This window comes from Nocardia sp. NPDC023733 (genome assembly GCF_040639775.1).
GTDB classification, from domain to species: Bacteria; Actinomycetota; Actinomycetes; order Mycobacteriales; family Mycobacteriaceae; genus Nocardia; species Nocardia rosealba.
In genome coordinates this window covers 49,473-62,624 of the sequence record NZ_JBFAAN010000008.1, presented here as the reverse complement: position 1 = coordinate 62,624, position 13,152 = coordinate 49,473, and the positions used below count along the sequence as shown (strand labels likewise).

Genomic DNA, 13,152 nt, shown 5'->3' with positions numbered 1-13,152 from the left:
CACCAACTGCCGTGATGGCCGCCCGCGCATTGCGCGGCGCGGCCATTTTGCACGTCGCCGATTTTGCGGCAGAGTGAACCCGTGGCCCTGTTCGCGGTTCTGTACCTCGTGCTTTTCATCTTCTGGCTGTTGTTGATCAGCCGGGTGATCGTGGAGTTCATCCGCAGTTTCGCGCGTGACTGGCGCCCGACCGGCGTGGTGGTGATCGTGTTGGAGTTCATCTTCACCGTCACCGATCCGCCGGTGAAACTGTTGAGACGCTTGATACCTCCCGTGAATCTGGGCGGTATTCGGCTCGATCTGTCGATTATGGTTCTGCTCTTCGTCGTGTTCATCCTGATGTCCATCGTGGGTAGGCTCGGGCAGCCCGTGACCTCCGTGTGACACAATGAGTCGAGAAGACCGCTTGCTAGTTCTCCAAAGACCGCGTGAAGGGATCCTTCGATGCCGCTGACTCCCGCCGATGTGCACAACGTCGCGTTCAGCAAACCGCCGATCGGTAAGCGCGGCTACAACGAGGACGAGGTCGATGCCTTCCTGGATCTCGTCGAGCAGGAGCTTTCGCGCCTGATCGAGGAGAACGCCGACCTGCGTCAGCGGGTCGCCGAGCTCGACACCGAGCTAGCCGACGCGAAGAAGAATCGCGGGTCGGCCCCGGTCGCCGCCGTGAAGGCCCCGGTCCAACAGGCACCGCCGCCGGCCCCAGAACCTATTCCGGCGCCGGTCCCGGCGGCGCCGCCCGCGCCGATGCCGGTGGCCGCGCCCGTCCGCGACAACTCGGGCCCCGACGCCAACATGCAGGCCGCGAAGGTCCTCACCCTGGCGCAGGAGATGGCCGACCGCCTCACCACCGACGCCAAGACCGAGGCCGAGAGCCTGCTGTCGAACGCGCGGGCAAACTCCGAGCGTCTGGTCGGCGACGCCCGCACCCGCTCCGAGGCGATGATCGCCGACGCGCGGCAGAAGTCCGACGCGATGCTCGCCGACGCGCAGAACCGTTCCGAGACCCAGATCCGCCAGGCCAAGGACAAGGCCGAGGCCCTCACCGCCGACGCCGAGCGTCAGCACGCGGAGATCATGGCGACCATCACCCAGCAGCGTACGGTGCTGGAAAGCCGGATCGAGCAGCTCAAGACCTTCGAGCGCGAGTACCGCGTGCGCCTGAAGTCCTACCTGGAGTCGCAGCTCGAGGAACTGGAGAACCGTGGTTCGGCCGTTCCGGTCGACGGCGGCGAGTTCGCGGGCGACACCAACGGATCGTCCAACAGTTTGGCTCCGGCCTCCTCCTTCGCCAAGGGCGCCAAGTAAACTGGAACCCGGGTCGCGCGGCGCAGCGCGTCGCGTGATTCGGGAACGCCCAGTTCGTCGGGCTGCTCGGTTGCTTGGGAGTCAGCATGCTCGTCTTGACGCTCGTTCTGGCCGCGATCGGATTCGCGCTGCTCGTGGCGGCACTCGCCACCGGTTCGGTGGCGTGGGCGTGGGCCTGCATCCTGATCTGTATCGTCGGCGCGGGCACCCTGCTGGTGAGCGCGCTGGCCGGTGGGCGACCCGAGAACGACCCGGTTCCGCCCGGGCGACATGCCCGCAAGGACTGACCGCGCGGAAATGGGCTGGACGAACCCGGCTAGAATCGACTGACACACGGCGTTGATCCGGCCATCACCGGGGAGCCTTCGGAAGAACGGCGCACTCGCGCTCAGTAGAACCGAACGGGTGAGCCCGTCACAGCTCGCAACGAGAGGCTCGCGTGCTTTCCCGGCGCGGGCAAACGGGGTGGTACCGCGGTTTCGGCGCACCTGCGCCGGCATCGTCCCCGTGCCACGGATCCGCGCCTGCGGCGCGGCGGCACGAGGAGCATTCCGCAATGGCGGACGAGACAACCACCGGTGGTGCGTACCCGCGGGTCGATTTCGGTGCCGGTTCCGGCGCGACGTTCCCGGAACTCGAAACCACGGTGCTCGACTACTGGGCCCGCGACGACACCTTCCGCGCGAGCATCGACAACCGCGACGGCAACAGTGAGTTCGTCTTCTACGACGGACCGCCCTTCGCCAACGGCCTGCCGCACTACGGCCACCTGCTCACCGGCTACGTCAAGGACCTGATCCCGCGCTTCCAGACCATGCGCGGCAAGAAGGTCGACCGGCGCTTCGGCTGGGACACCCACGGCCTGCCCGCCGAGATCGAGGCCGAGAAGCAACTCGGCATCACCGACAAATCGCAGATCGACGCGATGGGGCTGGCCGAGTTCAACGCCGCCTGCAAGTCCTCGGTGCTGCGCTACACCAACGAGTGGCGCGAGTACGTCACCCGCCAGGCGCGCTGGGTCGACTTCGACAACGACTACAAGACCCTCGATCTCGACTTCATGGAGTCGGTGATGTGGGCGTTCAAGTCCCTCTACGACAAGGGACTGATCTACCAGGGCTTCCGGGTGCTGCCCTACAGCTGGTACGAGCAGACGCCGCTGTCGAACCAGGAGACCCGCCTCGACGACGCCTACAAGATGCGCCAGGACCCGGCGGTCACCGTCGACATGGTGCTGTCGGTCCCCGCCGAACACCCCCTGGCCGCGCTCGACGGCGCCAACGCACTGATCTGGACGACCACCCCGTGGACCCTGCCGTCCAACCTCGCGATCGCGGTGCACCCCGACGTGCGCTACGTGCATCTCCAGGCCGCCGACGGCAAGCGTTATCTGCTTGCCGCCGAACGGGTTTCGCACTACTCCCGTGAGTTCGGTGAGGAACCGGCCGTGCTCGGCGAGTACGACGGCGCCGCCCTGGCCGGGCTGTCCTACCAGCCGCCGTTCGACTTCTTCCTCGGCCATCCGAACGCACACCGAGTGCTCACCGCCGACTACGTCACCACCGACTCCGGCACCGGAATCGTCCACCTCGCACCGGCTTTCGGTGAGGAGGACATGGACGTGGCCTCGGCCAACGGGATCGAGATCGTGCAGCCGCTCGACCCGGCGGGCAAGTTCACCTCGATGGTGCCGCCGTACGAGGGCCTGGTGGTGTTCGACGCCAACCCGGTCATCATCAAGGACCTCAAGGCCGCCGGAAAACTGCTTCGGCACGAGACGATCGAGCACTCCTACCCGCACAGCTGGCGTTCGGGTCAGCCGCTGATCTACATGGCGGTCCCGTCCTGGTTCGTCGCGGTCACCAAGTTCCGTGACCGGATGGTCGAGCTGAACAAGCACATCACCTGGGTGCCCGAACACATCCGCGACGGACAGTTCGGCAAGTGGCTCGAGGGCGCGCGCGACTGGAACATCAGCCGTAATCGCTACTGGGGCAGCCCGATCCCGGTGTGGGTGTCCGACGACCCGGCCCACCCGCGCGTGGACGTCTACGGTTCGCTCGACGAACTCGAGCGCGACTTCGGCGTGCGACTGGAAGACCTGCACCGCCCCGGCATCGACGATCTCACCCGGCCCAACCCCGACGACCCGACCGGGAAGTCGACCATGCGCCGGGTCCCCGAGGTGCTCGACTGCTGGTTCGAGTCGGGTTCGATGCCGTTCGCCCAGGTGCACTACCCGTTCGAGAACAAGGAGTGGTTCGACAGTCACTTCCCCGGCGATTTCATCGTCGAGTACAACGGGCAGACCCGCGGCTGGTTCTACACCCTGCACGTGCTCTCGACCGCGCTGTTCGACTCGCCGTCGTTCAAAACCGTTGCCGCGCACGGCATCGTGCTCGGTGACGACGGCCTGAAGATGTCGAAGTCCAAGGGCAACTACCCCGACGTCAACGAGGTCTTCGACCGCGACGGTTCCGACGCGATGCGCTGGTTCCTGATGAGCTCGCCGATCCTGCGCGGCGGCAACCTCATCGTCACCGAGCGCGGCATCCGCGAAGGCGTGAGCCACGCGCTGCGCCCGTTGTGGAACGCGTGGACCTTCCTGCAGCTCTACGCCTCGAAGCCCGGTGTGTGGCGCACGGATTCACCGAACGTGCTCGACCGCTACATCCTGGCCAAGCTCGCGGTGACCCGCGACGTGATGACCGAGGCGCTCGAGACCTACGACATCGCCGGTGCCTGCGACGAGTTGCGCTCGTTCGCCGACGCGCTCACCAATTGGTATGTGCGCCGGTCGCGTTCGCGCTTCTGGTCCGAGGACCGCGACGCCGTGGACACCCTGCACACCGTGCTCGAGGTGGCCACCCGGCTGGCCGCGCCGCTGCTGCCGCTGATCAGCGAGGTGATCTGGCGTGGGCTCACCGGCGAACGCTCGGTGCACCTGGCCGACTGGCCGGCCGAGTCCGAGCTGCCGCACGATCCGGATCTGGTGGCGGCCATGGACGAGGTGCGTACCGTGTGTTCCACGGTGCTGAGCCTGCGCAAGGCCAAGAACCTGCGGGTGCGGTTGCCGCTGGCCGAGGTGACCATCGCGGCGGCCGACGCCGAACGGCTCGCCCCGTTCACGGCGCTGATCGCCGACGAGGTCAATGTCAAGAAGGTCGATCTGACCACCGATGTCGCCGCGCACGGCCGTTTCGAGCTGGCCGTCAACGCCCGCGCGGCCGGTCCGCGCCTGGGCAAGCAGGTGCAGACGGTGATCAAGGCCGTGAAGGCGGGGGAGTGGTCGGAATCGGCCGACGGTGTCGTCACCGCCGCCGGCATCACGTTGCTGCCCGAGGAGTACACCCAGCGCCTGGTCGCCGCCGAACCCGAATCCACGGCCGCCCTGCCCGGCAATGCCGGTCTGGTCGTGCTGAACTCGGTGGTCACCGAGGAGCTGGAAGCCGAGGGCTGGGCCCGCGACCTCATCCGCGACCTGCAGGAGACCCGCAAGTCACAGGGTCTCGACGTGTCGGACCGGATCACCGTGGTGCTCGACGTGCCCGCCGACCGGGCCGAGTGGGCCGAAACCCACCGCGACCTGATCGCCGGTGAAATCCTCGCGACCACACTGACTTTCGGTGCGGTCGACGCGGACGCCCCGGAAATCACCGGTGGGGTGAAGGTGTCGCTCGCCAAGGCCTGATCGGTCTGTCCGGGGTCGGCCGCGCCCGGCCCCGGACACACTTTCAGGTCGAAAACCGCAGGCTGACGGGACAGTTCGCGGAAAGGTTGCTGAATTGGTGACTTTCTCGCGCCACTTCGGGCACAATGGGTCGTGTTGCTGCCCGTGCGCATGGAACACGCTGAGGTGACAGCGACGGTTCGTGATGAGTGTCCTGTGGAAACGGGGCCGCGACGGAAGTGAGTTCACCTCCGTCGCGGCGCCGGATCGACGGGCGGCGTGCCGCGATCGGTGAGATGCCGCCCGGTAACCGACCAGTCGGCGACCCGTCGCCGGGACGAGGGGAGTCCACCTGTGCGGCGAAAAGTTCTGCGGCGCCTGCTGTTCGGATTCGTCGCGACGATCGCGACGAACCTCGTTCTCGCGGACAAACGGTGTTGACCGTTCGCCTGCGCCGCGCGGGAGCGGCGCAGGCGAACCGCTAGTCCACCAGCTGGCGCAGCAGCGGCCCGTACTCGGGATGGGCCAGCGCCGAAGCGAATTGGGCGACCAGGTAGTCGGCCGGGTTACCGGTGTCGTACCAGCGGCCCTGGATCACCTGCCCGTACACCGCGTGTTCGGCGGCGTACTTGTTGATCGCGTCGGTCAGGTACACCTCGCCGGTGCGGTGGGTGTACCAGTTGTCGGTCTGCAGCTGCAGTTCGTCGATGATGCCCGGCGTCACCACGTACCCGCCGATGGCCGCGTACGCCGACGGCGCGTCCTCCGGCTTCGGCTTCTCCATCAGCCCGGAGATGCGCAGCAACCCGTCGTCGAGGTCCTCGCGCACCACCGGCACGCCGTAGCGCTGCGACTCGCCCGGCTCCATCGGCATCAGGGCCAGCACCGGGCAGCCGGTGGACTCGTAGGCCTTGATGAGCTGCTGGGCGCGCGGTACCTCGGCGACGAACACGTCGTCGGGCCAGAGCACCAGCATCGGTTCGTCGCCCAGGTGCCGGGCGGCGTTGAGCACCGGGGTGCCGTTGCCGTACGGGCCGTGCTGGTCGAGGTAGGTGATGTGGCCCTCGCGCGATAGCTCACCCACCTCCTCCACGGCGTCGGCGTAGGCGGACTTGCCGTCGGCACGCAATTGGGCGACCAGCGCCGGGTTCGGCCGGAAATGGTCCTGGATCAGCGACTTGCCACTGGTCACCACGATGGTGATGTCGGTGATGCCGGAGGCGACCAGCTCACGCACCGTGTGCTCGATGACGGGTTTGTCGCCGACCGGCAGCATCTCCTTCGGCGTCGCCTTGGTCAGGGGCAGCAGCCGGGAGCCGATTCCCGCGGCCGGGATAACAGCCTTACGGATCTTCATCACCCGATCATCACACATTTCGAGGTGTCTGTGCGGTGCCTCGGTGGCGGCCGGGTGTCGAGGATCTGTCGGTGCGGGCGCGTACATTGCGCTCGTGAGCACCCATGTCCCGGTCGAGGCCAGGCCCGATGCGGCGGTCACCGCACGTCGGTGGGTGCTGCACATCGATATGGACGCCTTCTTCGCCTCGGCCGAACAGCTCACCCGGCCGACCCTGCGCGGCAGGCCGGTGCTCGTGGGTGGGGTCGGTCAGCGCGGGGTGGTGGCAGGCGCCAGCTATGAGGCGCGGGTGTTCGGTGCGCGTTCGGCCATGCCCATGCATCAGGCGCGGCGGCTGGTCGGTGTCTCGGCGGTGGTCGTGCCGCCACGTGGGGCCGTGTATTCAGTGCTGAGCGGGCGGGTGTTCGACGCGCTGCGCAGCCGGGTACCGGTGCTCGAGACGTTGTCGTTCGACGAGGCGTTCGCCGAACCGGTCGAGCTCGCCGGGGCGAGCGTCGCCGAGGTCGAGGAGTACTGCGCGATGCTGCGCGCACTGGTCCGTGCGCGGACGGGTCTCACGGCCTCCATCGGGGCGGGCACCGGGAAACAGCTGGCCAAGATCGGCTCCGGACTGGCGAAACCCGATGGGATGCGGGTGATTTCGCCGTCCGAGCAGGGCGCGTTGCTGGCCGGGTTGCCGGTGCGCAAACTGTGGGGCATCGGTCCGGTCGCCGAATCGCGATTACGCAGCCTCGGTATCGAGACCGTCGGCGCGTTCGCCGCGCTGCCGGAAGTCGAGGCCGCCTCGATCCTCGGCGGCAGTGTCGGTGCCGCGCTGCACCGGCTGGCGCGCGGAATCGACGACCGGCCGGTCAGCGAGCGTGCCGAGGCCAAGCAGATCAGCGCCGAGAACACCTACGAACGCGACATCGTCACCCTCGCCGACCTGCGCACCGCGATCACCGCCATGGCCGCCTCGGCGCATCGCAGACTCGAACGCGACGGTCGCGCCGCCCGCACCGTCGTCCTCAAACTCAAGAAATCCGACATGAGCATCGTGACCCGCTCGTTCACGCTGCCCTATGCCACCACCGAACTGAGCACGCTGGCCGCGGCCGCGCAACGTTCGGCCATCGACCCCACCGAACTCGGACCCATCCGGCTGGTCGGGGTCGGTTACGGCGGGCTCACCATGGTTCGCCAGGAATCGCTGTTCCCCGAACTCGACCAGGCGCTGCCCGCCGATATCGACACCGATTCTGTTGAGCCCCCCGAGCCGGTGGCCGAACGAGTGGAACTGCCGGTGGGGCAATGGCTTTCGGGTATGGACGTGCGGCATCCGGAATTCGGGCACGGGTGGGTGCAGGGGGCGGGCTACGGCGTGGTGACAGTGCGTTTCGAGACCAGTTCGACAGGCCCCGGCCCGGCGCGTACCTTTCCTGCCGACGAATCGGGACTGTCGCCCGCCGACCCGCTCGCCAGCCTCGACTGAGCGGGCCACGCCCGGCAGCCCGCCCCTCGAACCGAAGGACGAGCAGTTGACCCACCGCAGGATCGGCCGTGTCGCGATCGCAGGCCTGGCCGTGATCACCGCACTCGGGCTGAGCGCGTGCACCGAAGACAAGCCCGCCGCCAAGACGACCACCAGCGCCAAGGCGACCACGACGACCGCCACCGACGACGCGCTGCCACCGGTGCCGTCGGTGGAGGAGCTCAATGCCCAGCTCAACACGGCGCTCGACCCGTCGGTGCCCAACGAACAGAAGCTGGACTTCGTGCAGGGCGGCGAGGCCGATCCCGAGCTGCCGAACCGCCTGGCCGTCGCCGCGCGCGACGCCGGTGCCCAAGTGCAGGTCACCGAGGTGACCTCCTTCGGTGACAGTGTGAACGCCAAGGCGAACTTCACGGTGAACGGGCAGACGAATGTGGTGGACGTGCCGTTCGTGGCCGACGCCGGTAAGTGGAAGGTGCAGAAGGCGTGGGCCTGCACCATGCTGACGAATCTGGGTCAGCAGTCGGCCGCGTGCGTCTGACATTCCGCTGTGCTGACGGCTCCACGCCGGGGCGGCTGGGGCGCGGGCGGGCGCGCGGTTAGGATCAGGCCCCGTGGTTGAGACGATCGTGCGGCAGGGGCATCCGCCCAAGGGTGCTTCGGAGCCGGTGCGACCGGGTTCGCCCGGCTGGGCGCGGGTCGTGGCGATCGTCGCCGGGCTGATCGCGGTGCTCAGCGCCGCGGCCATCCCCTTCCTTCCCGTCCGCGTCGACGCCGCGAGCGTGTCCTGGCCGCAGCAGGGCTCGCCCGCGTCGGTCGAGGCACCGCTCGTGGCCTACGCCCCCGCAGCCCTGACGGCGACGGTGCCGTGTGCGGCATTGAGTTCGGTCGCGGCGACCGGCGGGGTGGTCGTGTCAACCGTGCCGAGGCAATCGGCCGACATGGAGAAATACGGCTTCGTCGTGAAGGTCGTCGCCGACACTCCCGAGCGCCCCGGTCGGGTCGACGTGGTGTCGCGTTCGATGCTGGTGTGGACCGCGCCGCTGGCCGAGGTGCTCGACCGGTCGTGCGCGCTCACCGTCACCCTGTCGCCGACCGGATCAACGGTCACCACAACGGGACTCGGGGAGGGCGCCACCCTCGCCGGCGATCTCCGCCCACAGGTGGTCGGGGTGTTCAGCGAGCTCACCGGTGCCGCACCCGCCGACCTGGCGGTGCGTGTGGACGTCGATTCGCGCTACATCACCTCGCCCACCTGGCCCAAGCTCGCGGTGATCGCGCTGTGCGTGCTCGCGACGCTCGTCGCCCTGTTCGCGCTGCACCGGCTCGACGCCGCCGACGGCCGGTCGGCGCGCCGGTTCCTGCCGCAGCGCTGGTGGCGGCTGCGCCCGGTCGACTGGCTGGTGTTCGCGGTGCTCGGCGTCTGGCATTTCATCGGCGCCAACACCTCCGACGACGGCTACATCCTCGGGATGGCAAGGGGCGCACGCAGTTCGGGCAACATGTCGAACTACTACCGCTGGTTCAGCGTCGACGAGGGCCCGTTCTACACCCCCTACACCGACATCATCGGCTGGCTCACCCACATCTCCACCGTCAGCCCGCTCGTCCGCCTGCCCGCGCTGCTCGCCGGTGTGCTCACCTGGTGGTTGATCAGCCGTGAAGTGCTGCCGCGCCTGGGTATCGCGTTGCGGCACAGCAAGCTCGTCACCTGGACCGCGGCGCTGGTGTTCCTCGCGTTCTGGCTGCCCTACAACAACGGCTTGCGCGCGGAATTCGTTGTCGCCCTCGGTGTTCTGGTCACCTGGGTGTCGGTGGAGCGGGCCATCGCCACGCGGCGGTTGCTGCCCTACGCGGTGGCGGTGATCGTGGCCGCGTTCACCCTCACCGGTGCGCCGTCGGGGCTGATCTGCCTCGGCGCGCTGGTGGCCGGCGCGCGCACCATGACGGCGGTGATCGTGCGCCGGGCCAAGACGGTGGGCTACCTGTCGCAGCTGCTGCCGATCCTCGCGGCGGGTGTTGTCGTGCTCACCGTCGTCTTCGCCGACCGCACCCTGGCCGGTGTGCGCGAGATGTTCGCGGTGCACGAGAAGATCGGGCCGGGGGAGTCCTGGTTCTTCGAATTCCTGCGCTACCAGTTCCTGTTGCAGATCAACGCCGACGGCTGGCTCACCCGCCGCTTCGGGGTGTTCGTGATGCTGCTCGGCCTCGTCGTGTGCGCGGCGACCATGTTGCGGCGCGGCGGGCACATCCCCGGCACGGCCGTCGGACCCACCCGGCGCTTGCTCGGCATCACCCTCGCCGCCATGGTGCTGATGATGTTCTCGCCGACCAAGTGGACGCACCAGTTCGGTGTGTTCGCCGGCCTCGCCACCTGCGTCGCCGCCGTCACCGCGGTCGCCGTGAGCCCGCAGGTGCTGCGGCCCCTGCGTAATCGGGCACTGTTCGCCGCCGCGGTGTTCTTCGCGCTCGCGGTGACCTTCGTCGGCGCCAACGGCTACTGGTACGTGTCGGCGTGGGGTGTGCCGTGGTGGGACAAGCCGCCGTCGGTCGCCGGGTTCGGTGTCTCCACGGTGTTCGCCGGACTCACCGGGCTCGCGCTGCTGATCGCCGCCTGGTTCCACATCCATCCGAGTCCGTCGGCCAAGCCGACGCGGCTGAGCGGTGTGCCCGTGCTCGCGGTGGCCGCCGCGATGATGGTGCTGTTCGAGGTGGCGTCGTTCGCCAAGGCCGCCGTCGCCCAGTACCCGGCGTACTCGGTGGCGAGTTCGAATCTGAACGCCGCGTTCGGCAGTGGCTGCGGGATGGCCGACGAGGTGCTCGTCGAAACCGACGCCAACGCCTCGATGCTCGCCCCGCTCGCCGGTGACATGACCACGACCATGACGGGCGAGTCGACCGGTTTCCGCCCCGACGGCGTGGCTCCCGTGCTCACCTCCGACGAGGTGGAATCCACCACCGGCCAAGCGAATTCGGTCTCCGACGACCCTGACGAGCTGCGCGACGCGACCACATCGGCCGGTTCGGAATCACGCCAGGGTTCGCTGCAGCTCCCGTTCGGCCTCGACCCGGCCACCACCCCGGTACTCGGCAGCTACCGGGCAGGCACGCAGGAACCCGCCGCCCTGACCACCGGCTGGTTCCGCCTGCCCGAGGGCCCGCGCGGCCCGCTGCTCGCGGTGTCGGTGGCCGGCCGGATCCGTTCGGTCGACGCCGACGGCATCGTGCATCCCGGCCAGGATCTGACGGTCGAATACGGCACCGCCGCGCCCGACGGCACGGTGCAGGTGACCGGTCAGGTGATGCCGATCGACATCGGCCCCGCGCCGATCTGGCGCAACCTGCGCGTGCCGCTCGACCAGCTCCCCGCCGACGCCACTGCGGTCCGCCTGGTCGCCGCCGACAAGGATCTGGGCCCCGACCAGTGGCTCGCCGTGACCCCGCCGCGCATGCCCCAGACGACCACGCTGAACGCCTTGCTCGGCCGCGACACCCCCGTGCTGCTGGATTGGGCTGTGGGCCTGCACTTCCCGTGCCAGAACCACCTCCCCACCCACAACGGCGTCGCCGCCCACCCCGAATACCGCATCCTCCCCGACCGCAACGGGGCGACCATCACCAACCTCTGGCAGGGCCACGACGGCGGCGGCCCACTCGGCTGGACCCAGCTCCTCTTCACCGCCCGCACCCTCCCCACGTACCTGAACAACGACTGGGACAAGGACTGGGGCTCCCTCGAGCAATACCTTCCCCGAGACACCACAGCCACCCCCGCCGAGGTCTCGGTGAACCCCCGCACCGAGTGGGGCACCTGGACTCCCGGCCCGGTCATCACCGCCTGGTAACCCAGGACGCATGATCACCACGCTCAGGTGGATGGATTCACCCCGAAATCCGCCACAACGGCGTGGTGATCACTCGTCCAATCGGCCCATGCCCTAGAGGGCCACGCTGGTGGCGGATTTCGGGCGAAGCCCGCCCGACTACGGCGTGGTGTCGCTGGTCCTGTCGGCTGAGGCTCCGTGTGCCGCCTGGAGGGTTGCTCCCCACGTTGTGGTGGATTGATTCGGGTCGAGGCCCGCCATTAGGGGCGTGGTGACCGCTCGTCCCCAGTGGCTGAGGCCCGGTGTGCCGCCTAGACGGGTTGCTCGCCGTGCTGTGGTGGATTGATTCGGGGCTGAAGCCCGCCACCACGGCGTGGTGATCGGTTGTCCAGTGGCAGCGGCGGCCTCGATGCGCGCGGTTGCCGCCGACGCCCAGGGCAACTGCGCGAACATGTGGTCGTCGCTGGGCGGGGTTGTGTCTGCGCGGGTGTCAGGTGGTGGTGATGCGGTGGGCGAGGGTGGGGAGATCGGTGCCGGTGAGGCCGGGGTAGCCGTGGAGGATGTCGCGCCAGCGGGTGGGGACGGCGGAGGCGCCCCAGCGGGCGCCGAGGAGGCCGCCTGCGATGGCGGCGGTGGTGTCGGTGTCGTTGCCCGCGCGGACGCATGCCTCGAGGGCGAGCGGGAGATGGGTGGGCGACGAGCTGTCCGTGGTGGTGATGGCCCACCAGGCGGTCTGCAGGGCGTGGACGACCCAGCCGTTATTGGGGAAGTCGGCGGGGGTGCCGTGTTCGGCCTCGTCGAGGCGGGCGGTCCAGTAGTCGGAATACGCTGAACCGCTGACGTATTCGCGCACGCCGTCGAAGTTCGCGTGCAGTACGGCGTGCCGGATGGCGTACGTCCAGATCTTGCAGGCTTCGACCGCCTGCTCGTCGTAGTGGGTGAGCATGCCGACGCGCCCGGCCGCCGCCACGCATTCGGCGGCGTCGTCGAGGTAGGCGAGCGCCACCGGCGCCGTGCGCATCAGCGACCCGTTCCCGCCGGTCCGCCCGGTGAGCGACATCGCCGCCGCCTGCATGTCCAGCGCCGAGCTCGGCCTGATCGACAGCACCGCCGCGGTCTGGTTGCCGATATCCGGCGGATCGGTGTCGTACCAGCGAACGAATCCCTCGGCCACCGCGTCCAGGTCGATCCCCGGCCCCTGCGCCGCGGCCTGGGCGACCACCAACGCCATCGACGTGTCGTCGGTCCACTCACCCGGCGCCCAGTTGAACGGCCCACCGCCGATCATGTCGATCACCACATCGGCCCCGGGCTTGGTGAACTCGTACCCCGCCCCCAGCGCATCCCCGGCAGCCGTCCCCACCAGCACCCCGGCCACCCGATCCGCAAACCCCGAATCCCGCACGGCATCCGCCCCTTTCATCACAACAAGTCGACCCGACCGTACCGCCACTCCGCTCGGTCGGCTCTGATAGTCCAACACCACCACTGGCGCTGCTGCCGTTGCTGCTGCCGCCGCCGC

The 13,152-nt window shown here is 68.7% G+C and carries 9 protein-coding genes; 7 read left to right on the top strand and 2 right to left on the bottom strand.

From position 1 onward, the window contains the following. Positions 1 to 81 precede the first annotated feature (81 nt). The 4 genes from AB0F86_RS25175 (at position 82) to ileS (ending at position 4,999) form a co-directional block, all read left to right on the top strand. The gene (locus AB0F86_RS25175) at positions 82 to 384 is read left to right on the top strand and encodes a YggT family protein (protein WP_067497489.1); all 303 of its coding nucleotides are present in this window, start codon (positions 82 to 84) and stop codon (positions 382 to 384) included. A 60-nt stretch (positions 385 to 444) separates the two neighbouring features. Then, positions 445 to 1,308, top strand: coding sequence for a DivIVA domain-containing protein (locus AB0F86_RS25170; protein ID WP_181699249.1), 864 nt, complete (start codon positions 445 to 447; stop codon positions 1,306 to 1,308). 86 nt (positions 1,309 to 1,394) lie between these two features. Beyond that, complete coding sequence (locus AB0F86_RS25165; RefSeq protein ID WP_225282266.1) at positions 1,395 to 1,595, top strand: hypothetical protein; 201 nt, start codon at positions 1,395 to 1,397, stop codon at positions 1,593 to 1,595. A 269-nt stretch (positions 1,596 to 1,864) separates the two neighbouring features. Continuing rightward, entirely contained in the window at positions 1,865 to 4,999 is a 3,135-nt protein-coding gene (gene ileS, locus AB0F86_RS25160) for an isoleucine--tRNA ligase (RefSeq protein ID WP_356986172.1), read from the top strand. A 460-nt stretch (positions 5,000 to 5,459) separates the two neighbouring features. On the opposite strand, the gene AB0F86_RS25155 is transcribed toward ileS, so the two are convergent. Further along, positions 5,460 to 6,335, bottom strand: coding sequence for a UTP--glucose-1-phosphate uridylyltransferase (locus AB0F86_RS25155; RefSeq protein ID WP_067497501.1), 876 nt, complete (start codon positions 6,333 to 6,335; stop codon positions 5,460 to 5,462). A 94-nt stretch (positions 6,336 to 6,429) separates the two neighbouring features. On the opposite strand from AB0F86_RS25155, the gene AB0F86_RS25150 reads away from it, so the two are divergent. From AB0F86_RS25150 to AB0F86_RS25140, 3 genes are all read left to right on the top strand, one after another. Beyond that, on the top strand, positions 6,430 to 7,806 hold the full coding sequence (locus AB0F86_RS25150) for a DNA polymerase IV (RefSeq protein WP_356986175.1): 1,377 nt from the start codon (positions 6,430 to 6,432) through the stop codon (positions 7,804 to 7,806). A gap of 46 nt (positions 7,807 to 7,852) precedes the next feature. Further along, positions 7,853 to 8,347 (top strand): hypothetical protein, encoded by a 495-nt coding sequence (locus AB0F86_RS25145; protein ID WP_181699255.1) that lies wholly within the window; start codon positions 7,853 to 7,855, stop codon positions 8,345 to 8,347. Positions 8,348 to 8,420: 73 nt separating this feature from the next. Next, the gene (locus AB0F86_RS25140) at positions 8,421 to 11,651 is read left to right on the top strand and encodes an arabinosyltransferase domain-containing protein (RefSeq protein WP_356986176.1); all 3,231 of its coding nucleotides are present in this window, start codon (positions 8,421 to 8,423) and stop codon (positions 11,649 to 11,651) included. Positions 11,652 to 12,120: 469 nt separating this feature from the next. Here the strand turns inward: AB0F86_RS25140 and AB0F86_RS25135 are convergent, their stop codons facing one another. Continuing rightward, on the bottom strand, positions 12,121 to 13,053 hold the full coding sequence (locus AB0F86_RS25135) for an ADP-ribosylglycohydrolase family protein (protein WP_356986178.1): 933 nt from the start codon (positions 13,051 to 13,053) through the stop codon (positions 12,121 to 12,123). Positions 13,054 to 13,152: the final 99 nt, after the last annotated feature.